Source organism: Campylobacter jejuni (assembly GCF_049221745.1).
GTDB lineage: Bacteria > Campylobacterota > Campylobacteria > Campylobacterales > Campylobacteraceae > Campylobacter_D > Campylobacter_D jejuni_E.
This window is the reverse complement of record NZ_JBMJAO010000010.1, coordinates 22,838-48,815: the sequence shown is the minus strand read 5'-3', so window position 1 is coordinate 48,815 and position 25,978 is coordinate 22,838. Positions and strand designations below refer to the sequence as shown.

Genomic DNA, 25,978 nt, shown 5'->3' with positions numbered 1-25,978 from the left:
TTTTTATTTCAAAGGAGATACTATGGAGTTTCTTGAACTTTTATTAGTTTTAATCGCCTTGATACTGATTATCAAAAAACCAGAAAAAGAAAATTTGGCTTTTGGTTTGGTAATGGTAGCTTGGCTTTTAATGGTTTTTTTCTATGTTGGCCACAAAACAGGCGCACTATTAACAATAATGAATCTGTAAGGAAGGGCTAGATGAACGAAATCAATAAAACAAAAAATTTCTACACACTAATGTGTTTAGCAGGCTTTTTAATCATACTCTTGCCTGTAGGTATTGCAAATTTTGTATTTGGTTATATGCTAGGAGATAGTCCTTGCACGCTTTGCTGGGGACAAAGAGAAGCAATGATCTTTATCGGTGTAATGGCACTTTTCATTGTTCGTTATGGTATGAAAGGCAAATACCTTGCTGCTCTTTTAATCATGACAGCAGTAGGACTTTATCAATCTTTTGCTCACTATGGTAATCACGCTCATAGAGATTTAGATCAAGGTTTTGGTTTAGCAGTTTTTGGTATCCATACTTATTTTTGGGCTGAAGTGGTATTTTGGGCTGTTGTATTGCTTTTAGGTGTGATTTTTGCTTTTGCTCCTAAATTTAATGCTTTTGAAACAGAATTAAACGGAGAAAAATTTAGAAAATATACGAAATTTTCTCTTGCAGCTGTAGTTATCAGTGCGATTGTAGTAGCTTCAAATGTTTTCCAAGCTTTTGTAAGCACAGGAATTCCTCCTTATGTAGGACAAGGCGATCCTGTAAGATTTAGCTTAAATCCAAAATACATCATTTGGAGTAAAGAAGGTTGGAATAGTTTGTGGCAAAATATTTCTTTCTTAGGAAAGCGCGATGTTAAAGCTCCTGATTATGCTTTTGCACCTGCAAGTGAAAAACTTGGCATAAAATTTGATAATGATATCAACAATGCTCCATTTGTAAAAATCAATGATGAGCTTAAAATCACAAATGAACAAACCATAAATTTTGACAAAGCAATCAATACTCTTGATTATATCAACAATGAATTTGTAGCAAGCTCTAAATGGGATGTAGCTTTCTTAGACAATAATTTTAGCGTTAAAGAAGGTTTTGAACTCGATCCTTATTTCTCAGCTACCATCGATCCAATCATCGGTATCATACCTTATATGAACGATAAATTCATTCTTATGGGTTCAAACAAATCTTTCTTAAGATTTGCAAAAAATCCTAATGCAAGTGAAGAAGATATCGCTAAACAATACGCTGATTTTGTAAAAGGCAATGATAAATTTAAAGGCCAAGGCGAAGGTTTGGGTCGTGGAAGACTTGATACTGTAAGAGCGAAATTTAACCATGTAGCAAGCATGACTACAGATGGAAATTATCTTTATCTTGCAACTGTTCCAAACAATAAAGACGCTAAAACTTTTGTAATCTCTAAAGTTTCTTTAAAAGATCGTGTTCTTTCAGGAGAATTTACTCCAAAAGCTAATCTTAAAGAAGGTAAAACTTTAGGCGATCTTTATGTAACTTCTATGACTTTTAAAGATGGAGAAATTTATGCACTTAGCAAAAATCACAATGTGATTGCCGTAATTGATCCAATCAAAGAAGAAGTAGTAAAAACCATTGCTTTCCCAAGCTCTATCACTAATGCTAGAAGCATTTTCTTTAAAGATGGAAAAATCAACATTCTTTCTTATCAAGATGGAGTAAATAAACTTTATACTCTAAACTAAACTTTAAGTCCTAGTTTGCAACTAGGACTTGTATTTAATCTTATCTTTAAACCCTGCTTTTTCAAAACCTTTTAAACGAAGCAAACAGCTATCACACTCCCCACAAGCTTCATCTTCACTTTCATAACAAGACCAAGTAAGTTCTAAAGGCACATTTTCTTTTAAGGCTAGTTCTACAATTTGAGCTTTGTTTAGTCTAACAAGCGGAGTTTTTATACAAACTTTAAAATTCTCACTTGTACCTTCATTGACAAATTCTTGTGCCTTTTGTATAAACTCATTGGTGCAGTCAGGATAACCACTACCATCTTCTTCTACCACGCCTATAAAAATACTCTCACAATTTTCCTTTTCAGCTAAAGCTCCTGCTATACTTAAAAAAATTCCGTTGCGAAAAGGTACATAAGTAATAGGCGGAGTATCACCTATACAAAGATCATTTTTAGGAATATCCATACTTTTATCGGTTAAGGCATTACCCCCTATATCTTTGATAAAACTCACATCTAAAATATAAGATTTTTCTACTTTTAAAGCCTTGCAAATTTGCTTAAAACATTCTCTTTCTTTCTCTTGTGTGCGTTGCTCATAGTCAAAATGCAAAGCAATAATTTCATAACCTTCTTTTTTAGCTAGATAAGCACACAAAGTGCTATCCATACCACCACTTATAATACAAAGTGCTTTTTTACTCATTTTTATCCTTAAATTTGCTATAATTTCGCAATTTTAACGAAAATTTTTAAATTTAAATTGCAAAAAAGGCAAAAGCATGATAAACATAAAACTCATAGAACATATTTTTAAAGCTGCTTCTATCAGTCGCTGGAATGATTATCCAAGAATGGCAAATTTAGTCGAACTTGACAAACAAGCTCATAAATTCATCATCGCATATTTTATCGCTAAAATGGAAAAAGATGTGGATATGAGAATGATTATAGAAGGGGGAATTTTTGAGTTTTTAAGTCGTGTGGTAGTAACCGATATACGCCCTGATGTCTATCATGAAATCGTACGTCAAAAAAAGGCTGAAGTAAATGCTTGGGTTTTAAGCAAAATCGAACCTATGATAGAAGATATAGAAGAAGGAGAGTTTTTAAAGCGTTTTGAAGCGTATTTAAATGGCAATGCTTATGCTAAAGAAAGGCTTATCTTAAAAGCGGCATCATATTTTGCTACAAGATGGGAATTTAACATAGTTTATCAAACTTCTGCTTTTTTAAATGATATTGATGAGATTAAAAACAAAGTTGAAGAAGAATTAGAAGATTACTATGAGCTTATAGGGGCTAGAAAAATCGCTTTAAATCAAAAAATAGCCAAAATTATTGATCTTAGCGGAAGACTTCGCTTTCAAAAGCGTTGGGCTCAAACTCCACGCATACCAGAAACTGCAGTTTTAGGACATATGCTTGTAGTAGCAATCTTAGGATATTTTTACTCACTAAAAATCAAGGCTTGTGATAAAAGACTTGAGAATAATTTTTACTGTGCTTTATTTCATGATTTGCCAGAATCTTTAACGCGTGATATTATAAGCCCCGTAAAATACGGTATTGATGGACTTCATAACATCATAAATGATTATGAAATGAAACTGATTAATGAAAGAATTTTACCCTTTGTACCTGAGGGTTTAAGGGCTGAGTTTTCTTATATTTTAGGCATTAGAGAAGGCAGAAACGATGAGTCAAATTTTGTAAAAAATGAATTTGAAAATCGTACTTATAAAAATGCTAAAATAGAGCTTTGCAGCGGAAGTTTGAGTTCATTTAATAAAAATGAATTTGGTGCTATAGATGGTAAGGCACTTAAATACTGTGATAAAATCGCTGCTTTTATAGAAGCAGGACTTAGTATAAGTTATGGTGTAAAGTCTAAAGAGCTTGAAAGCGGTTTTTTAGGAATGCATGAGTTTTTTAAAGAAAATCCTACTATAGATGGAGTAAATTTTTTTGAAATTTGTGAAAGTTTAAGAGAATATTTTAAAATTTAAATATGGTTTTTATACTCTTATTTTCAATATATTTTAAACAAAAATATTATAAATTCAAATTTTATTTTGTATAAAATATAAAGGAGTCATTATGAATAAATACTTTCAAAAGCGCTATACTTTAGCCTTTTTTATAGGTATATTAGCGGGTATTTTCGGAGCTATTGTTAAATGGGGTTGGGAAGTACCTTTTCCTCCAAGAAATCCCAATGTTTTTTGGCCAACAGATGCTTTAGAACGCGTTACTCCACCTAAAATTTTTCTAGAACAACTAGGCTTACCTACTGATTGGACTTATATGTTTTCAGGTATGCAAATGCCTTTGTCAATTTTTATAGTGCATGTTGGTTTTTCTATCATTTTTGGAGTGGCTTATTGTATGATAGCGGAAAAATGGCATCGTATTACTATGTGGCAAGGTGCAGTTTTTGGATTTTTTGTTTATCTTTTTGCCCATGTTATTGTAATGCCTTTAATTGCAGAAGTTCCACCACTTTCTGAAATTCCTCTTGATGAGCATCTGTCTGAAATTTTTGGCCATATTGTTTGGCTATGGGGTATGGAAATAGTTCGTAGAGATATAAGAAATCGTATAACCAAAGAAATAGAAGAATGAAAGGAAATCTTTCATTCCATATCTAAAACCGCACCTTTGCTAGCATTGCTAACAAGTTTTTGATACATTCTAAGCCATCTTGAAGATATTTCTTTTTTAACTGGTATAAATTCTTTTTTGCGTTTAGCAATTTCTTCTTCACTTAGATTTACATGGATAGTATAAGCATCTACATCGATTTCTATTTCATCTCCATCTTTTAAAAGCGCTATAAGCCCACCTTCAGCTGCCTCAGGTGAAATATGCCCTATGCTTAAACCCCTTGTAGCTCCACTAAAACGTCCATCAGTGATTAAAGCCACATCAGCACCCAAACCCATACCCATTAAAAGTGAAGTAGGACTCAACATCTCTTGCATACCTGGACCACCTTTTGGGCCTTCATAACGTATCACACAAACATTTCCTTTTTGTACTTTACCTTTGATAATACCTTTTATAGATTCATCTTGAGAATTAAAACAAACTGCTTTACCTTTAAATTTTCTTTCTCCAACTATCCCCGCAGTTTTTATGACGCAACCTTGCTCAGCTAAATTTCCAAACAAAATAGCAAGCCCACCCACTTTTGAGTAAGCATTATCTACTTTGCGAATGATATTTTCATCTTTGATTTTAGCATTTTTTAAGCGTTCTTTAAGACTTTCTCCTGTGATAGTAAATGCATCAAGCTCTAAAATATGTCCTGGTCTGCTTGAAATTTCAGCCATAACCGCACTTACACCTCCTGCTTTATGAATATCATCCATATAAACACTATTAAGCGATGGAGCTATTTTTGCTATGTGTGCGACTTTGCTTGAAATGAAATTTAAATCTTTAATATCTAGTGCCACACCTGCTTCACGTGAAATCGCAAGCATGTGTAAAACAGTATTGCTACTTCCTCCCATTGCCATATCTACTACCATAGCATTACGCACGGCTTTTTGAGTGATGATATTGCGAATTTTAAAACGCTCATCCAAAGCAATTTCACAAATACGACGTGCTGCTTTTCTTAAAAGCCCTTCTCTTTCTTTACTTAAAGCCAAAATAGTACCATTACCTTCTAATGCTATGCCCATAGCTTCACATAAAGTATTCATAGAATTGGCTGTAAACATTCCAGAACAAGATCCACCGCTTGGACAGGCTGAACATTCTATGTCTTTAAATTCTTCTTCGCTAATTTTTTTAGCTTCATAAGCTCCAACAGCTTCAAATACAGAACTAAGGCTGATTTTTTCTCCTTTTTTGGTTAGTCCTGAAGCCATAGGCCCACCACTTACAAAAATGGTTGGAACATTTACCCTTAAAGCTCCCATTAACATACCAGGAGTGATTTTATCACAGTTTGGAATACAAATTAAAGCATCGAGTTGATGAGCATTCATCACTGTTTCAATGGAATTTGCGATGATTTCACGACTTGGCAAAGAATAAAGCATGCCATCATGTCCCATAGCAATACCATCATCTACGCCTATAGTATTAAATTCAAAAGGTACACAACCATTTTTGCGTATCTCATCTTTAATGATTTTAGCATAATCATTTAAAAAATAATGCCCTGGGATTATATCTATATAGCTATTTGCTACACCTATAAAAGGTTTGTCAAAATCTTCATCTTTCAAACCACAAGCACGAAGTAAAGAACGATTAGGTGCTTTTAAATGTCCTTTTTTTATCGCATCGCTTCTCATTGCAACTCCTGATAATAATTTTTTAAAATTATATTTAGCAAAGCTTAATTTTTATGAAATTCATTTTGATATACATTTTCATAAATGATAAAAATTATCAATTGACAAAGATATTTTTTTATAATACAATGCTTTTTGATAATCAAAAAGGAGTCAAAATGAGACAATATGAAACCTATAAATGCCAAAAATGTGGCAATGAAGTAGAAGTTCAAAATGTGGGTGGCGGTAAGCTTAGTTGTTGTGGTGAAGAGATGCAATGTATCACTACAGATTTAACTGCGGTAAATTTGATGAAAGCTTTTGCAGGTGAATCTATGGCAAGAAATAAATATGATTTATTTGCTGATGTAGCTGAAGAAGAAGGTTGGCATGCGGTTGCTAGACATTTTAGAGAAGCAGCTGAAAATGAAAAATGGCATGCAAGGGCAGAATTTAAAGCTTATCATGAAATCGTTGATGGCAAACCTTTAGAAGTAACTACAAAAAATCTAGTAAGTGCCGCAGAAGGTGAAAACTACGAACATACAACCATGTATCCAAATTTTGCAAAAATTGCTGAAGATGAAGGCAAAAAAGCCATAGCAAGACTATTTACAGCTATTGGTAAAGTAGAGATTGAACATGAAAGAGAATATCTAGCGCTTAAAAAAATGCTTGAAGAAGAAGAATTTTTCAATAGTGAAGTAGAAGAACTATGGGTTTGTGAAGTATGCGGACATATACACCGTGGCAAAAAAGCTCCAGCAGCCTGTCCTTTATGTAAAGCACCAAAAGAGTATTTTAAACGCGAATTTTTGGGTTAAATTAAAAAATTCTTATCCTTTTTAAGATAATATTATAATTATTTTTTAATAAAAGGATAAGAAAATGAAAAAATTACTATTTTTATTTTTTGCTTTAACAGCTTTTCTATTTGGTGCTGTAAATATCAACACTGCAACACTAAAAGAGTTAAAAAGCTTAAATGGTATTGGCGAAGCCAAGGCTAAAGCGATTTTAGAGTACCGCAAAGAAGTAAATTTTACAAGTATTGACGATCTTAAAAAAGTTAAAGGCATAGGTGATAAGCTTTTTGAAAAAATCAAAAATAATATTACAGTAGAATAAAAGGGCATTTTACCTTTCTTTTTGGAAAAATTTTGAAAACTTTATTTGACACAAAAGAACTTTTAAACGAATTTGATATAAATTTAATCGGTATTGATGAAGCAGGACGCGGTGCTTTAGCAGGTCCTATGATGATGGCAGCTTGTAAACTGAACAAAAAACTTGATGGGCTGTGTGATTCTAAAAAATTAAGCGAAAAAAAACGCGAAGAACTTTATGAAATTATTATTAAAAATTCAAACTATCTCATACTTACTTTTTCTTCAGAACAAATCGACACACTAGGCTTAAGCACTTGTTTAAAAACGGGCTTAATGCTTATAAAAAAACATTTTAAAACAGAGGATAACTTTTTATATGATGGCAATACTAGTTTAGGCATAAGTGGAATAAAAACACAAATCAAAGCCGATACCAACATTTTACAAGTAAGTGCAGCTAGCATACTTGCAAAAGTCAGCAAAGATAGGGTGATGAATTTCTTAGCTAAAGACTTTCCTTGTTATGAATTTGAAAAAAACAAAGCCTATGGTACAAAAGCACATAAAGAACTTATAGCTAAATTTGGAAGTTGCAAACTCCACCGAAAAAGTTTTAAACTTTTATGATTATTTTGCTAAATTTTGATGCAAACTCTTAGAAGTTTTGAAACCTTATCTTTGCTGTCTATATTTTCATTCACTTTAAATTCAATCTCACTTTCTTTGAGTAAATTAACGCGCCTATCGACTATACTTTTATCAAGCTTCATATCAGGGATACCATACATCAAAAGTTGCCTATTTTATCACTTCTTACAAAAACACTTACTTTATAGCCTAGTGAATTTAGAGTATTAGCACAAGCAAGCCCATCAGGCCCACTTTTCCTATGATAGCGATTTTTTGTCATTGTATTGCTTAGGTTTATTTACTCTTACTAAATTTTCTTTAAAAGCATTTTCTATAATGGATAATTTATTATTTTAATACTCACACTTATACCATTTATTGCACATACACAAGAATCCTTACAAGGAGCAGGGCAAACACGACCAGTAAATTCAGGGAAAGGATTAGTAAAATCAAGTCTTTCATAACACCTGCATGACAAAAAGCCACGCCACAATCCATACAACGCCTACCTTGAATTTCTTGTTCTTTTTTTATCTAAAGGTATAGTAAATTCTTTATAATTTAAAGCCCTTTCTTTAGGAGCAATTTTTTTAAAATCCATTCTTTTAAAGTCTAAAAAATCTCTTGCATTTCCCATTTTTTACTCCTTATTTTTGTGTAATTTTCAAAAATGCTGCTAAATTTGGTTCTTTTTCATTTTTATAAAGATCAAGCATTTTTGACATCTTTTCATAGTCTCCATGCAAAATGATGAATTTCTTTAGACTCACCGCTTTCGATGATAAGGCTTGTATGCGTTCTTAATTTTTTTACTAGATGATTATGCACTCCAGAAACAGCAAGCAAAGTTTGCATTATTTTCATCTGGTTTTAACAAATTCCCTTCACTTCCTAGATAAATCCTTGCAGAAGTCACAATCTCTTCTTTTATAGCATCAAGAGGAGGATTAGTTACTTGTGCAAAAAGTTGTTTAAAATAATTATACAAAGGTTGATAAGTTTTAGAAAATATAGCCAAAGGAGTATCCACTCCCATAGCTACTATAGCTTCTTTACCATTTTAAGCCAGCAGCCACACTCATTTTAAGCTCATTATAACTCCAACCAAAAGCTTTTTGAAGTTTTAAAATCTCATCTTCTTTTAAAAACTGATGTTTATAAACTCCACTTTTTTGTTTTTCAAGTTCAACTAAATTTTAAGCCATTTTTTATAAGGCTTAGCATTAGCATAATACTCTTTGATTTCATTATCAGCTATAACCCCTCTTTTTGATATTCTTTTCATCTAATTTTAAAGCTCCCGTTTCACTTGAAAGTATAAGCATATCGTCTTTTGTAAGATAATATCTTGAAGGACGAAAACCATTTCTATCTAAACTTGTCCCATAATCACTCCATCAGTAAAAATTATAACAGTAGGTCCATCCCAAGGTTTCATCAATAAAGAATGATACTCATAAAAAGCACGCTTTTTACTTTCCATATTTTCATTCTTATGCCAAGGTTCAGGTACCATCATCATAAAAGCTTTTTCTAAAGTGCGACCATTTAAAGCTAAAAATTCTAAAGTATTATTAAACATTGCAGAATCGCTACTAAGCTTTGCTATAATGAGTTAAAAAGCATTCCTTTATAAACTATGGTACGTAAAGAAAAGCTTGAAAAATAAAATTTGGTACATTTAAAGCTCTTTTTTCTATAAGGCGACACGTACTATAAAGCACTCTTTCAAACTCAAGTCCTGCACTTATTTTACTTGGTTTTTTTACAAAAGCTTGTAAAAAATAAGGCATAGCTTTTAAAGCGCTTAAACCTATATCACTAGGATAAAAGGTACCTCTTTAAAACCTAAAAATTCAAGTTTTTTATCCTTTAAGCCTTGTAAAAATATCTCTTTTGCTTCTTCTTTTGCATTAGTATTGGGTGATATAAACCTATGCTTTGATTATTTTCTAGAATATTTTCTAAATCCATTTTGCTCTTCTTATAAAACTGATTTAAATTTTATTAGCTTTATAAAGATTATAGCATACATTTTTTTTATAATCGATATATTTTTTATCTTAAAAATAAATAAATTAAAAAATATTTTAATGGATTTATATGAATTATATAAAAAATCATAAAAACATAGCAATAATACTACCTAAAATCAATAATGGGCCATTATAAAAAATAAAAGTTGGTATGCAAGTATCTTTAATATGATCATGTTGCTTATCGGTATTTAAACCTACAGTAGTTCCCATAGTTGTCTCGCTAGCTGGACTTCCCGCATCTCCTAAAGCTCCTGCTACTCCTAAAATAAATATAATAAGTGCTGTGCTAAAACCAAGTTCTAAACAAATAGGACAAAAAAGCGTAGCTATGATAGGTATAGTCCCAAAAGAAGTGCCTATACCCATAGTGATAATAAGTCCTATTAAAAGCATGAAAAATACTGCTAAAAACTTACTTTGTCCCATCCAAGGAACAACTGAATTTACAAGCTCTGCTACTGATCCGCTTTGTTTTAAAACTTCTCCATATCCCGCAGCAACAAGGATTACAAAAGCTATAAAACCCATCATTTTAAGTCCATCATCAAAAACTTCATTGACTTTAGAAAATTCAACTCCACCTAAAACAACCATTAAAACAAAACCCAAGAGTCCTGATAAAGGTAAATCCATAGTTAGAATTTGCAAAATCAGAGTCAAAATAAGTCCAACTAAAACGCCCCATTCTTTACGCGTCATTTTAAGATTTTCTAAATCGAGTTTAGCAATCTCTATTTCTTGATACTCTCTTGGTTTCCTATAAAACACAAAAAGTGCTAAAAAAAGTCCTATTATCATACAAATAGCTGCAAAATACATAGTATTTGTAACATCATTTAAAGAAACATTTACATTATTTGCATTTAAATTATCTTTTAAAAGATCTTGAAAAGTAAGTCCAAAACCTACTGGCAAGACCATATAAGGTGTAGTAAGTCCAAAAGTTAAAGCACAAGCTACAGCTCTACGATCGATTTTAAGCTTGTTAAAAAGACTTAAAAGAGGTGGAATTAACAAAGGTATAAAAGCTACATGGATAGGAACTAAATTTTGAGAAAAACAAGAAATTAAAGCTATAGACAAAAGCAATAAATATTTTTTATGAAAAATAAAATGACTCACTATCTTAATCAAATATGCTGTTAAATTTGTTTTTGAAATCGCTGCAGCAATAGCTCCTAAGAATATATAACTTAAGGCAGTCTTTAGATTTTCTTTCATTCCACTTATAAGTATATTCATAGTATCTATAAGTTCAAGGTGAGAAAACACTCCTGCAACAAGAGCTGAGATTAAAAGACTTAAAAGTACATTAAAACGAAATAAACAAAGTAAAGTCATTAAGGCAACACTTATAATAATAGGATTGGTAAGTAAAGTCAAAATTATTCCTTAAATATTTTTTAAAAATTTAATTGTAGAAAAAACTTAGTTAAAATGTAATAAAACTCGAACATATAATGATTTTATTTTAATATGCAAAATTATAAAAATAATTAATTTTTTTAATCAAAAAGATTAATATAGTTAATTATTTAAATCCTAAAAAATTTATAATAAAATAAAAACTATTAAAAATATAGGATTTAGCTTGCTTGGTATCGGCGTATTGTCAAATTTTTCTTTTGAGAATTTTTTAGGAAGCAAGGTTTTAGCAAAAAAACTACCTAATTAGACTTGTTTGTGGAGGTTATCCTGCAAGCACAATCTGTAATTACTAATATTAAAAACGGTTCTGAAATAAAAGCAAATAAAAAATTTGAAGTTAGAGGCAAAGCTTGGGCTGGAGAACTTGAAGTTAGTGAAGTTTATATAAGCAATGATTATGGTGTAACATGGATTAAAGCAAAGGTAGAAAAACCATTAAATAGATTAGCATAGCAAAAATGGAGCACTCAAATATCCATACCAACAAAAGGATATTATGAAATCGGAGAAAAATATAATACCAGAAGAAGACTACCTCTAGCTATACTCTTGCAAAATAAAATTCATTGAAGAAATGATTTCTTCAATGATAAATTCACACATCCAAATGTTTTACATCTTTAGCGTGTGCTTGGATATAATCGCGTCTTGGTTCAACCTCATCGCCCATAAAGAGATTAAAGGTATCGTTTGCACTTTGTGCATCTTCAATAGTAATTTTTAAAAGTCTTCTTACGCTTGGATCCATTGTGGTTTCCCAAAGTTGCTCAGGATTCATTTCCCCTAAACCTTTATAGCGTTGTATAGTAGCACCTTTTTTAGCATTGGTTTCAACATCTTCAAGAACTTCTAAAATATCTTTATCAAATTCCAAACCTCTATCTTTAATCTTATCAAAAATATAACTTGCTTCTTCATATAGTGGATGAGTGAAAAGTTCTTCATTGATCACAAGTTCTTCTAAGCCATTTTGAGTTTGAACGAAAGCTCGAATTTCACTTTCATTGATATAATGATTTAAGATATTGTGTTCTTGTGTTTCTAAAAATTGTTTGATTACACTAAATAATTCTTCATTATTTCCTTTAACTAAATTTGAATTTTCTATCATATAGCGTATCACAGAAATCACATTAAAACGCTTTTCAAGATCTTTTAAGATTGCACGATAAGCTGCAACGATTTTTAAATAATCTTTCAAATCATTCATTCCTATACCTTCATAGTTTAAACCTTCTATTCCAGTTTCTATAAGGTATTCACTTAAAGCTTTTTCATCTTTTAAATAAATTTGTTTTTTAGCTTTTTTATAAAGATAAAGTGGAGGTTGAGCCAAGTAAATATGTCCATTAATTATAAGTTCATTCATAAAACGGAAGAAGAATGTTAAAAGTAAAGTTTGTATATGTGATCCATCAACATCAGCATCTGTCATGATGATGATTTTATGATATCTAAGTTTTGAAAGATCAAAATCTTCACCTATACCACAACCAAAAGCGGTAATCATATTTTGAATTTGCTCAGATTTTAAAATTTTATCCAGTCTTGCTTTTTCAACATTTAAAATTTTACCACGTAAAGGTAGTATAGCTTGGAAAGATCTTTCTCTACCTTGTTTTGCAGAACCCCCAGCAGAATCTCCTTCCACAAGATAAATTTCACTTTCACTTGGATCTTTACTTTGACAATCAGCTAATTTCCCTGGTAAAGTCCCTACACTTAAACTTTCTTTTTTACGCGTTAATTCTCTAGCTTTTTTCGCTGCTTCTCTTCCTCTAGCTGCCATTAAGGCTTTGTTCATTATAGCTTTAGCTTCGATAGGATTTTCTTCAAAATATTTAGTCAAATACTCAAAACTTGCTTTTGAAACTATAGGACGTACATAAGTTGAACCAAGTTTGCCTTTAGTTTGTCCTTCAAATTGTGGTTCGGGTACTTTGACACTTACAACAGCGATCAAACCTTCACGCACATCTTCACCTGTGATTTTACTATCTTTTTCTCTAGCACTTGCATTTGCTTCTATATAGTTACTTATCACACGAGTTAAGCCCATTCTAAAACCAGCTTCGTGTGTTCCACCATCTGGAGTTTTAATATTATTTACAAAAGAAAGTAAATTTTCACTATAAGTATCATTGTAAAGTAAAGCTACTTCTACGTTTACATCCTCTTCATCAACACTAAAAAAGATTGGTTTGGTTAAAGCTTCTTTTTTATTTAAGTCTGTAACAAACTGAGAAATTCCACCTTCAAAGTGAAAACTTTCATGTTTACCTACGCGGTTATCTTTAAAATTTATAGTGATTTTTGGATTTAAGTATGCAAGTTCACGAAATCTTTTAGCCAAAATTTCATAATCAAATTCAGTCACTTCAAAAATTTGATCATCAGGCCAAAATTCTATAGTTGTTCCTGTTTTTTTACTTTTTCCTATCACACCAAATTCACTGATAACTTTACCTTCTGAAAATTCTTGACGATAAATTTCTCCATTTCTTTCAACTGTAGCTACAAGTTTTTTAGAAAGTGCATTTACAACTGAAACTCCAACACCGTGCAAACCGCCTGAAACTTTGTAAGTATCTTTGTCAAATTTTCCTCCAGCATGAAGGACAGTTAAAACAACAGTTAAAGTTGGCATATTTTCAGTTGGGTGTATATCAACAGGAATTCCTCTACCATTATCACTAACTATGCAGCTTCCTTCAGTAGTGATTTCTACATCTATAGTATCACAATGTCCTGCCATAGCTTCATCGATAGAATTATCCACAACTTCATAAATCATATGATGAAGTCCGCCTATGTTTGTATCTCCTATATACATACCTGGGCGTTTTCTAACAGCTTCTAGGCCTTTTAGGACTTTAATATTACTTGCACCGTAATTTTCTTGCATATTTTTCCTTTATCTATTACTTGTTTTATTACAAAATCATAGGCATGATAATCATTGATAGTCCTTGAGATTTGACTATAAATGCTGAATTAGGTTCATTTACACTTAAAGTGAATTTTTCTTCTTCTATAGAAGTTAAGAAATCAAGTAAATATTTGATTTTTATAGTAAGATTAAATTCTTCACTCACTCCTGTTTGAATTTCAAGTTCTGTTTTTGCTTCCATATTGTCTAAACTTATACCTTCAAAGATGATTTTATCTTTGTTAAAATGAAGTTTCATTTTTTCAGTTACAACGCTAATTTTTTTAAGACTATCTATAAAATCTTCAGTTGAAAAGCTAAGTTCTTGTTTGAAAGTTTTTGGTATAACTTTTTCATAATCTGGAAATTTATCGTTAATAAGTTTTGTAAAGAATTCGAAATTTTCATTTTTAGCGATAAGCATATTTTGATCATAAAAAATTTCTATTTTTTCATAGAAAAGTTTTTGCATTTCCATGATAGCTTTTTTAGGGATACTAAAACTAAATTCTTGATTATTTGCTTTTTCTAAAGTATAGATTGCAAGGCGTTTTGTATCAGTTCCTACGAAGTTAATTTTATCTGTTTTTATATCTAAAAATGCACCATTTAAGGAGTATTTTGGATTGTTTGTATCAATACTTGGTAATATTTTTTTAAGAGAACGACTTAAATCACTTGAGTCAATGTCAAATTGATTTTTTCCTTCTATATTTGGAAAATTTGGAAAATCTTCATGATTAAACATAGGAAGTTTGTATTTTGTACTTTTTTGTCTTATAAATAAAAAATTATCAATGGTTTCTAAAACAACTTCTTCATTGTTTAAACTTTTAATAACGTCTGCAATACTTTTTGCATTTGCAGTAGCAAAACCACTTGATTCTACGCGGATTTTTTTTATCTTATAGTTGATACCTATTTCATAATCACTAGCTCTAATAAGAAGTTTATCTTCATCAGCATGAAAAAAAAGATGAGAAGTAATGGTGCTTGAGTCTTTTTTTTCTACATAAGCATTACATAAAATCACTGCAGATTCTAAAGTATTTTTATTGATACTTAACTTCATTTTTTCTCCTTGGTTTATTTTAATTTTAAATTCGTTGTAATAATAAGCTTGTTGAAATTGTGAAATTCTTCAAAGCAAAATAATCAAATTTGTATTTTATCATACTTTGCTTAATTTCTTTTTTTCACACTCTAGAATTTATTTTTCACATCCTTTCACTTAACTTTGACTTTTAACAAGAATTTTGTTTTTAAGTTCTTCGATTTTTGCTTTTAAAGAAGCATCATTTTCTATCATTTCTGTAATTTTTTTAACATTATGTGAAATAGCCGTGTGATCTTTCATTTCAAAATAATTCGCAAGTTGTGGCATAGTCAAAGCTGTAAGTGTCCTAGCTAGGTAAATCACAATGCGTCTTGCTGTGACTATATTTTGAGTTTTTTTATTGGATTTCACATCGCTTGGTTTGATGTTAAATTCTTTACATACTAAAGATAAAATGTCATCTATAGTGATATTTTCTTTCTTTTCTTTGATATGATCTTTCATCACACTTTTAGCAAGTTCGAGTGTGATTTCTTGTCCTAGTATGGTTGCATAAGCATTTAAACTTATGATGATACCTTCGATTTCTCTTATATTATCCCCTAAAGAAGTGGCGATATAGTTTATGATATCATTAGAAAGATTGATATCATTAAATTCACATTTTTTCCTTATGATGGCTATTTTTGTATCTAGTTGAGGTGGAGTTATATCAGCTATGATCCCATGAGAAAAACGACTTTTTAAACGTTCAGTTATACCTTTTAGCATGTTGGGTGGATTATCTGAAGTCATGATGATTTGTCCATCGTTGTTTTTGATTTCATTAAATATAAAGAAAAATTCTTCCTGAATTTTATCAGTTTTTCCTAAAAACTGCACATCATCTATAAGCAAAACATCGCAGTTTCTGTACTTTTCATGAAATTTATCCAAAGAGCCATTTTTTAAATTTGAAGTAAAATCATTGATAAAATTTTCACTTGTAGCATAAATGACTTTTTTTCCCATTTCTAAGCTCGCATTTCCAACTGCTTGAAGCAAATGTGTTTTTCCAAGTCCTGTAGGCCCATAAACAAAGATAGGATTATAAAGTTTTCCAAGCTTGTCTTTATGTATTATAGCTTTACATGCTCCATAAGCGTATTTGTTAGAATCTCCCACAACAAAACTTTCAAAAGTAAAAGAAGGATTTAAAATCGTGCTTTGTGCTTTTATATGAGCTATGTCGATTTTTGTGCTTTTGTTGTTTTGTTTAGCACTTTGTGCTTGTATGTTTATGATGGCTTTATTTCCGCTTTGCACTTCATAAAAATGCGCGATTTTTTTACCGTATTTTGTTTGTATGAATTTAGCCATGAGTTCATTTGGAGCGTTAAAAATCAAAAGATCTGCTTTGCTTTGTTTTTCGTTGAATTTTAAATTTGACAGATAGTTTTCGTATTCGTTTTCACTTAATTCTTTTTTTAAATTTTCAAGTATTTGACTTGGATTCATAATCTCTCTTTAAATTTTGTATAATGTATAAATTTTATCTTAAATTTCATAAAAAAAGGTTAAAATCCGCTTTTGTATTTTATTTTCAAAAGGTATGGATTTGAAAATTTTAGGTATAGATCCAGGTTCGAGAAATTGCGGTTATGCTATCATAGAAGCCAACAAAGGAAAAAACATTCTCATAGAAGCAGGACTTATAAAGATAAAGCCAAGTACTTTACAGTATCAAATCACAGAACTTTGCGAGGGTTTGGACTTGATTTTTAAAAATCATTCTTTTGATGAGGTAGCTATAGAAGATATCTTTTTTGCTTACAATCCAAAAACCGTTTTAAAACTCGCACAATTTCGTGGAGCTCTATCTTTAAAAATCCTTCAAATTCATGGAGACTTTGTAGAATATACTCCCTTACAAGTGAAAAAAGCCGTTACAGGTAAGGCAAAAGCCACAAAAGAACAAGTTGCCTTTATGGTAAAAAGACTTTTAGGACTTAGTAAAGATATCAAGCCTTTAGATATCACAGATGCTATCGCAGTGGCTTTAACTCATGCGGCAAATTTAAGAGTTAGGGTGTGATTTTGGTAATTTTCATTACACAAAAGCCCAAAGCTCCATAAACTCCGAAAATACCTTTAAATTTTTTCTATATTTTTTCTAAATTTTCCTAAAAAATTTTAAAAGTTGGAACAGAACTTGCTTATAAACTTCACATAAACGCAAAAGTTTTTTAAAGCCAAAGCGTTAAATTTTTAAAGCAATATTTTATAAAGGATTTAAGATGATGAGATCACTTTGGTCCGGAGTGAGCGGACTACAAGCACATCAAGTTGCGATGGATGTTGAAGGTAATAACATTTCAAATGTTAATACCACTGGTTTTAAATACTCTCGTGCAGATTTTGGGACTATGTTTAGCCAAACTGTGAAAATCGCTACAGCGCCAACTGACGGAAGAGGTGGATCAAACCCACTTCAAATCGGTCTTGGTGTTTCAGTAAGTTCTACGACAAGAATTCACTCTCAAGGTTCAGTTCAAACTACAGATAAAAATACTGACGTTGCTATCAATGGTGATGGTTTTTTTATGGTAAGTGATGATGGCGGACTTACAAACTATCTTACACGTTCAGGGGATTTTAAACTTGATGCTTATGGAAATTTTGTTAATAATGCAGGCTTTGTGGTTCAAGGATGGAATATCAACTGGGATACTCAAAGTATAGATAGTTCAAGAAGCCCACAAAACATCTTCATCGATCCAGGTATGCATATCCCTGCAGCACAATCAACCGAAGTGGCTATCAAAGCAAATTTAAATAGTGGGCTTAGTATAGGCACAGCTAGCACCCCTTTATATGCACTTGATTCTGTTCATGGATATAATGTAAAAACAAGTGAAACTAAAGATGAAAATGATACAGGAACGACTCAGTTTTATACTACTTCTAAAAATTCAGTTGAAGTAACTGAAAAAGGTGTGGATGCGGCTTCTTTGTTTAATTCTAATGGTCAAGGGCTTAATCTAAGAGATGGTCAAGGAATTTGGGTTTCATATGCAGATGCACAATATTCTACCAATAAAGTAGGTTTAAGTGCTTTTGATGCAAATAATCATAAAACTCAAACAGCGGCTTTTTGGGGAAATGACAATCAAAAAACAAAATTAAGCATAGTTCTAAATGGTGTTAAAATAGAAAATGAAAATATAACAAGTATAGATGACGCTATAACTTATATTAACACTTTCACAGCTTCTAATGACACAAGAACAGGAACTGGAGTAAAAGCGGTTAAAAATAAAGATGGAAGTGGAATTGATTTTGTTAATACAAATTCTGATGGTACCACAGATAGTATGAAAAATATCAATCTTGTAGTAAATTCTGATAATACTGCAGGTGAGGTTTGGACAGCAACTTGGAAAAATGGTGCAGATGGTGCAGATGGTTCATTTGAATATGCACAAGTACAACAAAATAATGCTTCTCTATGGACAGCAACAGGTGGAACAGCAGGAGAACAAGATAAATTAACAGGTGGTAGAAATGCTCAAGTTATCACTGCTCATAAATATATTTATAGTTCTTCAGCTCAAACTCTTCCTCCTATGTATAATCCTGATGGAGGTTATGCTTATGTTCCAGGAACAAATGGAGATGGAAATCCTACTTGGAATGGCACAGATACTGCTAATGTGGGTTCGCAAAATTATTATAATGCAGTAATGAATGGATCTTTATTAAATACCGATGTAAGGACTTTTCACACTACTGAGGATTTAAGAGAGCTTTTACAAAGAGATGCAAGATATGGGGTTGATTATGATGGAAGTGGAACTTTTGCTGCAGCAGATGTAAATGAAAATGTTAAAGTAGTTGTAAATTCATCAGGGGCTTTTTCTATCACTAATGTTAATGAAACTTCAAAAAGTCCAGCACTTGTTACAGGTGGTCAAGGATCATTAGATTTTGGACCTCATAATATGAATTTTAATATCACTGCTTATACAGATGAAAAAGGAACTGTAAGCACTAATGATGCCTTTACAAAGATCTTTAAAGGACTTGATGGATCTTTTCCTGCTGGAAATCAAGTTAAACAAAGTGAACTTTTAAAACTTAGTGCTTTTTCAGCTGGACTTGAAATTTATGACTCTTTAGGTTCTAAACACACCCTAGAAGTGCAATTTGTAAAACAAAGCACCACTCAAGATGGGGGTAATGAATGGCAAATGATCATTCGCGTACCAGAACCTGCAGAGATCAACACTACAGGCGAAGGTCCGAACAATATTATCGTAGGTAGTGCAAGATTTAATAATGATGGATCTTTATCAAACTATACTCCAAGAACTATAAATTTCTCACCAAATAATGGTGCCGCACCAAATCAACAAATCAAACTTTCTTTCGGAACAAGCGGAAGCAATGATGGCCTTGTAAGCTCAAACTCTGCTTCAACTTTAACTTCTCAAGCAACCGATGGTTATACTTCAGGAAACTTAAAACCTGATGCAATTCGCGTTGATGATAAAGGAAATATCTTAGGTGAATTTACCAATGGTAAAACCTTTGCAGTAGCAAAAATCGCTATGGCTTCAGTGGCAAATAACTCAGGTCTTGAAGAAATAGGTGGAAATCTTTTCAAAGTTACTGCAAATAGTGGTAATATCGTAGTAGGGGAAGCAGGAACAGGTGGACGCGGTGAGATGAAAACCTCAGCTCTTGAAATGTCAAATGTGGATTTAAGCCGTTCTTTAACAGAGCTTATCATCATACAAAGGGGTTATCAAGCAAACTCTAAAACCATTTCAACGAGTGATCAAATGCTTCAAACTTTGATCCAGCTTAAACAATAATTTAAGCTTAGCATTCTATAAAATATTGTTTTTTTGCTCCCTTAAAGGGAGCAAGCCTTGCTTTACAAGCCTATCTTGGTAGTTTTGTAATACTGGGCTTAGGCTTGAACTGCCTTCAATTTATTGCTAACTCACTCTTGCTAGGGGTGAGTTGCAATAAAATTGTATTTATTTGCTTGTATCATAATCGTTTTAAAAACTTATTTTGTTATAATTTTTGCTTGAATTTAAATTTAAAGGAAAATCTATGCGTTATGGTGAAAAAGAAATCAAAGAATTTGATGTAGAAAAAATGGAAATTTGGCCAAATGATGCGAAGAATGACTATATCATAAAAATTACTTTACCTGAATTTATGTGTGCTTGTCCACGTTCAGGTTATCCTGACTTTGCGACGATTTATCTTGAGTATATACCTGATCAATTTGTGGTTGAGCTTAAGGCGATAAAACTTTATATCAATACTTTTATGTATAGAAATGTTTCACATGAAGCAAGCATCAATGAAATTTATAATACTTTAAAAGATAAATTAAAACCAAAGTGGATTAAAGTTGTAGGGGATTTTAACCCGCGTGGAAATGTGCATACGGTAATAGAATGTCGTAGTGATATAGTTGTTCCAAAATAATATTGAGTAAAATATTCACATATTTTTATGTAAAGATTAAATATTTTTATAAAAAGATCTTATTTAACCTTTGAAGAATGTATAATAAAAAGATCTAAATTTTTTAGATCGAATTTTATTATATAAGGAGTTAGGTTATGAATAAAAAATTATTAAGTATTATTGCAAGTGCTACTTTGTTTTCAAATTTAGCTTTAGCAGATGAGAATTCTGGTTTTTTTATAGGTGCTGATGCAGCTTTTTTGCATACTAAAGTAAAAAGCGATCTTAAGCATAATGGGAATAAAAGTTCAGTGATCAATGGAGATATGATAGAAAATATTCCGGTTTTAGATTTGAAAATAGGATATCGTTTAAATCAACTCCATAGAATTTATTTTCTTTATGCTAATTCTGATGGCTTTGATGATTTTATTACAACTCCTCAGTTTAATATAGAAGCTGATTTTTCTATAAATAAATTTTTATTAGGTTATGATTTTACTCCAGAACTTTTTGAAAAAACAAGAGGAGTTTTAGGCGTGTATTCTGGTTACGCAAGAACAGATATTGATTTAAAAACTTCGCGTTTATCTTTATCTAAAAAATTTGATGGTTTTGTTTATGGAGTTAAAGCAGGTGTCATATATGAGCTAACTGAACACAATGAAATAGAACTAGGTGTTAAAGCTGAACAAATAAGATATAATTCTAGAAATTTTTATGAAAATAGTATTGGATCAAATTTTTATGATCCTAAACAAACAAACTATAGTATTTATTTAGGATATGCTTATAAATTTTAAAAAAATGCAACTTAAAGTTGCATTTTATCAACCTCCACCGATAAAATATTTTTCAACATCGTCAAGTAGCTTTTCGCAAATTTGAGAATCTGTGTTTTTTTCTACTACAAGATTGATATAAGTTTTTGTGTCTCTGAAGCTTCCTGCTGATTTTGAATTTTCGCGAGTGAGTTTTTGAGCATCTCTAGTGTATTCTATATTGATGTTAAATTTAAGTGCAGCACTTGCTTCGCCTAAATTTGTTTTTACTACTACATTCATTTTAGAAGCTTTAGCGAGTGTAGCTTGGGTTTTGTTTATGATCTCTTTAAAGCGTTGGCAAGATCGTATGAGCGTAGCGATAAATTTGTTATCAAGCCCCTCATAAGCTACTTTGAGTTTGTTTTTGATATCTTTTGTACTTTCTTTTTCAGGGGCGACAAAAACCATGTAAAAACCATTTTTTATAGCTACATTGTCTGTTTTTACATCGCGTCCACTTGACATAACTTTAACATAAATGGCATTATCAAGATAAACACGATCTACCATAGGGCCATAAATTTCGTATTCTTTTTTTCGGACTATGACTTCACGGGCTAGCATATTTAATTTTACATTGGCTTCGTGAATAACAGGTTCCATTTCTTTTTTAATTTCTAAGAGTTCTTTTAACATCAACATCCTTTTTGTTACTTAAAATTACAATTATATCAATAATTTTCTTAATTTAAGAATTTTACAAATACATTTACTAAAAATATGATACATTAAAGATTAATTTTAACAAAGGAGGAAAAGATGAAACAAATTTTTAAAATTTCAAATTCAGTCCAACAAAAAAGTAAAGATACTTTTAATCTGCTACTGCAACTCTCACTCTAAAACTCAATTTTATTTTTAATCATTTTTTGTATTTTTTATTTTTATCATCGTTTTTAAGTTTTTGAATTTTCAAATTCATTTAGTCTGTTTATTTTAAAGAATTAAATTATGAAAGATAATAGAATTATCTACTTTACGTGATGGAGAACAAGCTTTAAGCAGTTCTTTGAATATTAATCAAAAATTACAAATCGCTTTAGCACTTGAAAATTTAGGCGTAGATATTATAGAAGCAGGTTTTCCTGTATCTTCAAAAAGAGGATTTTAGGGTGGTTCAAAGTATTGCTTCTAAGGTTAAAATTCAACCATTTGTGCACTTTCTAGAGCATTAGATATAGATATGGCTTATGAGGCTTTTAAAAGAAGCTAAAATTTTAGAATTCATACTTTTATAGCTACTTCAGAGTTGCATATACAAGATAAGTTGAAAAAAGATTTTGATGAAATTTTGCTTATGGCAACTGGAGCTAAAACTATAAATATCCCAGATACTGTGGGCTTACTTTGGGCGGATATTTTTAAAACAATGCCTTAAGAAATGGTTTGCTTGCCATAGAATTTGCTAAAGATGAGATTTTAGAAATAGCTGAAGAATTAAAAAAATCTCAAGATAAAAACATAAAAATTTATTTACTGGAAAAAAAGAGTATTTTTTAAAGATAAGATTTTTTTGATTTAGATGATTTTTACAGAATTTGTCTTTTGGAAGGACTTGATAATATAACTTTGACTTTAACATGAAGCACAAATCAAAACCTATGTGAAAAAACTCAAAAAGCTTTTTGGCTTAGAATTTTTTCATAAGCTAAAAAAGGATCTTGGTAGTTAGGTATGTCAAAGTTTCCATAAAAATTAAAATCGAGCTTTTTAAAAAGTAAATTCATAGGAAAATTTTTACTATGAGTATCTGCTCTTAAACTTGCCTTGTGATTTTCTAAGGTAAAATTTTCGCAAAAATTTAAAAGTTTTTGTGCTACGCCTTTGCCTTTTGCATTTTGTTTGACGGCTAAACGGTGTAGATAAAAGGCTTTATCATCATAATTTTTGTTAAAAATAACTTGTTTGTAAAATTCAGGTTCAAATTTTTCATTGATACAGATAAAGTCTAAAATTTCATCATTTTCTTTAAACACATAAAGTTCTTGTGCTTGTATATCTTCTTGAAAAATTATTTCATTGGGATAATTCTCATCCCATTGGTGAAAATTCATAGCTTTCATAGTATTTAAAGCATCTTTTGTGATTTCAAGTATAGAATTTAAATCTTTATGGACGGCTTTTTGTATGATAGTGTTCTGCATAATAATCCTTTGCATAAGGAAAGGGTGATGGTGGCTCCGATTGGACTTGAACCAACGGCCACTACCATGTCAAGGTAGTGCTCTACCAGCTGAGCTACGGAACCATATGGTGGAGCATAGCGGGTTCGAACCGCTGACCCCAACGCTGCCAGCGTTGTGCTCTCCCAGCTGAGCTAATGCCCCAAATGAAGTTTGTATTATAACTTAGTTTGCCTTAAAGTTTATTTGATGGCAGACAGGAAGGGATTCGAACCCTCGAAAGCTTGCACTTTACACGCGTTCCAGGCGTGCTCCTTCAACCGCTCGGACACCTGTCTATGAAATAAAGCGTTCATTATATCTATAAAAGCTTTAAAAATAAAGAAATTTTTTAAATATTGAAAATAAAATTATTTTTTTAAAAAATCAGAAAATTTTTAGTAAAAAATAGTATAATTATATTTTTATTTTTAGTCAGGGTAGCTCAGCTGGTTAGAGCGCTGGTCTCATAAGCCGGAGGTCGGGAGTTCAAGTCTCCCCCTTGACACCATTAAGTGTAATAGTTATTTTTTTTCTTTTGTTACTACAAAAACAATTCCACCAAAACCTATAATCACAACAGCTGTTATAAAAATGATTTCAAAAATATCTAGCATTGTCATTGTTCTTTTGCCCTTTCTTTTAACTGTCCGCAAGCAGCTGAAATATCAAGCCCTTTACTTTCTCTTATAGTGCAAGTTACACCTTTGCTACTGAGTAAATCTTGGAATTTAATCGCATTTTCTAAACTAGGGCGTTTATATAAACTTCCTTCATGTGGATTAAAGAGTATTAAATTCACTTTAGCTTTAATACCATTTAAAAGTTTGACTAATTCTTTAGCATGTTCAAGCTTATCATTGATACCATCAATCAAAAGATATTCAAACATCACTCTTTTTCTTTGATCTATAGGAAATTCACGCACCGCATCCATAATCGCAGCGATATTGTAAGCTTTATTGATAGGCATAAGTTTGGTTCGAAGCTCATCATTAACCGCGTGTAATGATATAGCAAGTAAAACACCTAAATTCATTTGACCTAATTCTTTGATTTGTTTTGCCAAACCGCTAGTACTGATGGTTTGACGGCGGGGACTTATGGCAAGCCCATCATTTTGTGATAAAATTTTTACCGCTTTAGAAACATTTTTAAGATTATCCAAAGGCTCACCCATACCCATATATACTATATTTACACGGCGTTCATAAGGGATATTGTTTTGTTTTTTGACCCATAAAATTTGTCCGACTATCTCCCCTGCGCTTAAATTTCTTTTTAAACCTCCTTTAGCAGTAAGGCAAAAACTACAGCCACTTTTACAACCTACTTGAGAAGAAACACAGATAGTATATCTCGCATGAGAAATTCTTTTGCCTTCTGTATCTATTTTTTCTTCTTTCATAGGCAAAAGCACACTTTCCACTCTTAAACCATCAGTAAGTTCAAAAAGATATTTTATACTTCCATCTTTACTTTGCTCATTTTTAACGCATTTTACAGGAGAAAAATGAAAATTTTGTGTAAGTTCCAAACGTAGATCTTTTGGTAAACTTGACATATCGGAAAAATTATTGGCGTATTTTTGATAAATCCATTGATAAATTTGTTTCACGCGAAACATAGGTTTGATTTTTTCTCCTAATTCCTCAGGTGAAAAATCTAAAATATTAACAAGCTCTTTCAAAATTATTTCCCTTTTTAAATATAATGATATTTTTTCAAATATTCTTCTAGTTTTTCTTTCGCCTTTTGATGATTTTTTATAAAATCTTCGTGAGCATTTTCATTGCAAAAATTTGTCGCACACAAAATACACTCTGCATCAATATCTAAATTTTTAGCTACACTTAAAACAGAAAAAGCTTCCATATTTTCTGCAAAAAAACCTAATTTTGAAAATTCTTTTGCTGCTTTTGAATTTTGACAAATATAATTTGAAGAATTAATTTTAATTGTTTCACGAGAAACATTTTCTTTTTCTAAACAAATTTCATATTTTGCAGGAGTATAAAAAGCATGTGAAATTTTAGAAAATTCTATATTGAAAGCGTGAGAACTTTTGTAAATTTCTAAAATTTCTCCTTTATCATAAAGCCCACAAGTTCCTATAAATATAAGCTTTGATGGTTTTTCATTTAAGCAAAGTTGGCTTAAATGAAAAGTGGATTCAACTAAACCTATACCTATAGCTTTTGCAAAAGAAAAATTTTCATTTCCACCCGCACAAACAATCATTTTGATCCTTATGAAATTTTACAAAAAATAATTCTACCTAAAAAGACTTAATTAAGAATTTTTAGATAAAATTA

At 31.2% G+C, this 25,978-nt stretch carries 22 protein-coding genes, 4 tRNA genes and 6 pseudogenes; 15 read left to right on the top strand and 17 right to left on the bottom strand.

Annotated features, from left to right (window positions below; translation table 11 throughout):
* Positions 1-22: 22 nt before the first annotated feature.
* Both dba and dsbI read left to right on the top strand, forming a co-directional pair.
* Positions 23-190 carry a disulfide bond formation protein Dba gene (gene dba / locus ACOTU8_RS07575; RefSeq protein ID WP_002779270.1) on the top strand — a complete coding sequence of 56 codons (168 nt, stop codon included), beginning with the start codon at positions 23-25 and terminating at the stop codon, positions 188-190.
* Positions 191-201: 11 nt separating this feature from the next.
* Positions 202-1,728 carry a disulfide bond formation protein DsbI gene (dsbI, locus tag ACOTU8_RS07570; protein WP_422342387.1) on the top strand — a complete coding sequence of 509 codons (1,527 nt, stop codon included), beginning with the start codon at positions 202-204 and terminating at the stop codon, positions 1,726-1,728.
* A gap of 21 nt (positions 1,729-1,749) precedes the next feature.
* Here the strand turns inward: dsbI and queC are convergent, their stop codons facing one another.
* Complete coding sequence (queC, locus tag ACOTU8_RS07565; protein WP_422342386.1) at positions 1,750-2,424, bottom strand: 7-cyano-7-deazaguanine synthase QueC; 675 nt, start codon at positions 2,422-2,424, stop codon at positions 1,750-1,752.
* 76 nt (positions 2,425-2,500) lie between these two features.
* Between queC and ACOTU8_RS07560 the strand changes: the two genes are divergently transcribed.
* Both ACOTU8_RS07560 and ACOTU8_RS07555 read left to right on the top strand, forming a co-directional pair.
* The gene (locus ACOTU8_RS07560; protein ID WP_422342385.1) at positions 2,501-3,727 is read left to right on the top strand and encodes an HD domain-containing protein; all 1,227 of its coding nucleotides are present in this window, start codon (positions 2,501-2,503) and stop codon (positions 3,725-3,727) included.
* A 91-nt stretch (positions 3,728-3,818) separates the two neighbouring features.
* Positions 3,819-4,343, top strand: coding sequence for a YagU family protein (locus ACOTU8_RS07555; protein WP_422342384.1), 525 nt, complete (start codon positions 3,819-3,821; stop codon positions 4,341-4,343).
* Positions 4,344-4,354: 11 nt separating this feature from the next.
* Here the strand turns inward: ACOTU8_RS07555 and ilvD are convergent, their stop codons facing one another.
* Positions 4,355-6,031 (bottom strand): dihydroxy-acid dehydratase, encoded by a 1,677-nt coding sequence (gene ilvD, locus ACOTU8_RS07550; RefSeq protein WP_422342383.1) that lies wholly within the window; start codon positions 6,029-6,031, stop codon positions 4,355-4,357.
* A 158-nt stretch (positions 6,032-6,189) separates the two neighbouring features.
* Between ilvD and rrc the strand changes: the two genes are divergently transcribed.
* From rrc to rnhB, 3 genes are all read left to right on the top strand, one after another.
* Positions 6,190-6,837, top strand: coding sequence for a ferritin family protein (gene rrc / locus ACOTU8_RS07545; protein ID WP_422342382.1), 648 nt, complete (start codon positions 6,190-6,192; stop codon positions 6,835-6,837).
* A gap of 64 nt (positions 6,838-6,901) precedes the next feature.
* Positions 6,902-7,141 (top strand): ComEA family DNA-binding protein, encoded by a 240-nt coding sequence (locus ACOTU8_RS07540; protein ID WP_422342381.1) that lies wholly within the window; start codon positions 6,902-6,904, stop codon positions 7,139-7,141.
* Positions 7,142-7,173: 32 nt separating this feature from the next.
* Positions 7,174-7,749, top strand: coding sequence for a ribonuclease HII (gene rnhB, locus ACOTU8_RS07535; protein WP_422342380.1), 576 nt, complete (start codon positions 7,174-7,176; stop codon positions 7,747-7,749).
* Between the two features lie 26 nt (positions 7,750-7,775).
* On the opposite strand, the pseudogene ACOTU8_RS07530 reads toward rnhB, so the two are convergent.
* From ACOTU8_RS07530 to ACOTU8_RS07515, 4 genes and pseudogenes are all read right to left on the bottom strand, one after another.
* A pseudogene (locus ACOTU8_RS07530) lies at positions 7,776-8,392 on the bottom strand (NAD-binding protein); the annotation flags it as partial.
* Between the two features lie 10 nt (positions 8,393-8,402).
* A pseudogene (locus ACOTU8_RS07525) lies at positions 8,403-8,495 on the bottom strand (hypothetical protein); the annotation flags it as partial.
* Between the two features lies 1 nt (position 8,496).
* A pseudogene (locus ACOTU8_RS07520) lies at positions 8,497-9,688 on the bottom strand (glutamate synthase central domain-containing protein); the annotation flags it as partial.
* A 187-nt stretch (positions 9,689-9,875) separates the two neighbouring features.
* Complete coding sequence (locus ACOTU8_RS07515) at positions 9,876-11,183, bottom strand: Na+/H+ antiporter family protein (RefSeq protein WP_422342399.1); 1,308 nt, start codon at positions 11,181-11,183, stop codon at positions 9,876-9,878.
* 315 nt (positions 11,184-11,498) lie between these two features.
* Between ACOTU8_RS07515 and ACOTU8_RS07510 the strand changes: the two are divergent.
* Positions 11,499-11,672: pseudogene (locus ACOTU8_RS07510) on the top strand (molybdopterin containing oxidoreductase); the annotation flags it as partial.
* Between the two features lie 145 nt (positions 11,673-11,817).
* On the opposite strand, the gene gyrB reads toward ACOTU8_RS07510, so the two are convergent.
* The 3 genes from gyrB to dnaA form a co-directional block, all read right to left on the bottom strand.
* Positions 11,818-14,127 (bottom strand): DNA topoisomerase (ATP-hydrolyzing) subunit B, encoded by a 2,310-nt coding sequence (gene gyrB, locus ACOTU8_RS07505; RefSeq protein ID WP_422342379.1) that lies wholly within the window; start codon positions 14,125-14,127, stop codon positions 11,818-11,820.
* Positions 14,128-14,155: 28 nt separating this feature from the next.
* Positions 14,156-15,223: a DNA polymerase III subunit beta gene (dnaN, locus tag ACOTU8_RS07500; protein ID WP_422342378.1), complete on the bottom strand. Its 1,068-nt coding sequence runs from the start codon at positions 15,221-15,223 to the stop codon at positions 14,156-14,158.
* A gap of 159 nt (positions 15,224-15,382) precedes the next feature.
* Positions 15,383-16,705, bottom strand: coding sequence for a chromosomal replication initiator protein DnaA (gene dnaA / locus ACOTU8_RS07495; RefSeq protein WP_422342377.1), 1,323 nt, complete (start codon positions 16,703-16,705; stop codon positions 15,383-15,385).
* 94 nt (positions 16,706-16,799) lie between these two features.
* On the opposite strand from dnaA, the gene ruvC reads away from it, so the two are divergent.
* The 4 genes from ruvC (at position 16,800) to ACOTU8_RS07475 (ending at position 21,480) form a co-directional block, all read left to right on the top strand.
* Positions 16,800-17,282 carry a crossover junction endodeoxyribonuclease RuvC gene (gene ruvC, locus ACOTU8_RS07490; RefSeq protein WP_422342376.1) on the top strand — a complete coding sequence of 161 codons (483 nt, stop codon included), beginning with the start codon at positions 16,800-16,802 and terminating at the stop codon, positions 17,280-17,282.
* Positions 17,283-17,484: 202 nt separating this feature from the next.
* On the top strand, positions 17,485-20,064 hold the full coding sequence (flgE, locus tag ACOTU8_RS07485; RefSeq protein WP_422342375.1) for a flagellar hook protein FlgE: 2,580 nt from the start codon (positions 17,485-17,487) through the stop codon (positions 20,062-20,064).
* 247 nt (positions 20,065-20,311) lie between these two features.
* The gene (gene queF, locus ACOTU8_RS07480; RefSeq protein ID WP_422342374.1) at positions 20,312-20,695 is read left to right on the top strand and encodes a preQ(1) synthase; all 384 of its coding nucleotides are present in this window, start codon (positions 20,312-20,314) and stop codon (positions 20,693-20,695) included.
* A 137-nt stretch (positions 20,696-20,832) separates the two neighbouring features.
* Entirely contained in the window at positions 20,833-21,480 is a 648-nt protein-coding gene (locus ACOTU8_RS07475; RefSeq protein WP_422342373.1) for an outer membrane beta-barrel protein, read from the top strand.
* A gap of 27 nt (positions 21,481-21,507) precedes the next feature.
* Here the strand turns inward: ACOTU8_RS07475 and ACOTU8_RS07470 are convergent, their stop codons facing one another.
* The gene (locus tag ACOTU8_RS07470) at positions 21,508-22,137 is read right to left on the bottom strand and encodes a hypothetical protein (protein WP_422342372.1); all 630 of its coding nucleotides are present in this window, start codon (positions 22,135-22,137) and stop codon (positions 21,508-21,510) included.
* A gap of 322 nt (positions 22,138-22,459) precedes the next feature.
* Between ACOTU8_RS07470 and ACOTU8_RS07465 the strand changes: the two are divergent.
* Positions 22,460-22,843, top strand: a pseudogene (locus tag ACOTU8_RS07465) (2-isopropylmalate synthase); the annotation flags it as partial.
* A gap of 23 nt (positions 22,844-22,866) precedes the next feature.
* Positions 22,867-23,135: pseudogene (leuD, locus tag ACOTU8_RS07460) on the top strand (3-isopropylmalate dehydratase small subunit); the annotation flags it as partial.
* On the opposite strand, the gene ACOTU8_RS07455 reads toward leuD, so the two are convergent.
* From ACOTU8_RS07455 to ACOTU8_RS07440, 4 genes are all read right to left on the bottom strand, one after another.
* Complete coding sequence (locus ACOTU8_RS07455) at positions 23,115-23,645, bottom strand: GNAT family N-acetyltransferase (protein ID WP_422342371.1); 531 nt, start codon at positions 23,643-23,645, stop codon at positions 23,115-23,117. The pseudogene leuD and the gene ACOTU8_RS07455 sit on opposite strands and share 21 nt — an antisense overlap.
* Before the next feature lie 28 nt (positions 23,646-23,673).
* Positions 23,674-23,749: transfer RNA gene (locus ACOTU8_RS07450), tRNA-Val, on the bottom strand.
* A 3-nt stretch (positions 23,750-23,752) separates the two neighbouring features.
* Positions 23,753-23,828, bottom strand: a tRNA-Ala gene (locus ACOTU8_RS07445).
* Between the two features lie 46 nt (positions 23,829-23,874).
* A tRNA-Ser gene (locus ACOTU8_RS07440) sits at positions 23,875-23,962 on the bottom strand.
* Positions 23,963-24,097: 135 nt separating this feature from the next.
* Here ACOTU8_RS07440 and ACOTU8_RS07435 point away from each other — a divergent pair.
* A tRNA-Met gene (locus tag ACOTU8_RS07435) sits at positions 24,098-24,174 on the top strand.
* 13 nt (positions 24,175-24,187) lie between these two features.
* Here the strand turns inward: ACOTU8_RS07435 and ACOTU8_RS07430 are convergent.
* From ACOTU8_RS07430 to ACOTU8_RS07420, 3 genes are read right to left on the bottom strand one after another with little or no spacing between them, the layout of a single operon-like run.
* On the bottom strand, positions 24,188-24,286 hold the full coding sequence (locus ACOTU8_RS07430) for a hypothetical protein (RefSeq protein WP_002867513.1): 99 nt from the start codon (positions 24,284-24,286) through the stop codon (positions 24,188-24,190).
* Positions 24,283-25,353, bottom strand: coding sequence for a 23S rRNA (adenine(2503)-C(2))-methyltransferase RlmN (gene rlmN / locus ACOTU8_RS07425; RefSeq protein ID WP_422342370.1), 1,071 nt, complete (start codon positions 25,351-25,353; stop codon positions 24,283-24,285). Before rlmN ends, ACOTU8_RS07430 begins: the two co-directional genes overlap by 4 nt.
* 14 nt (positions 25,354-25,367) lie before the next feature.
* The gene (locus tag ACOTU8_RS07420; RefSeq protein WP_422342369.1) at positions 25,368-25,904 is read right to left on the bottom strand and encodes a purine-nucleoside phosphorylase; all 537 of its coding nucleotides are present in this window, start codon (positions 25,902-25,904) and stop codon (positions 25,368-25,370) included.
* Between the last annotated feature and the right edge of the window lie 74 nt (positions 25,905-25,978).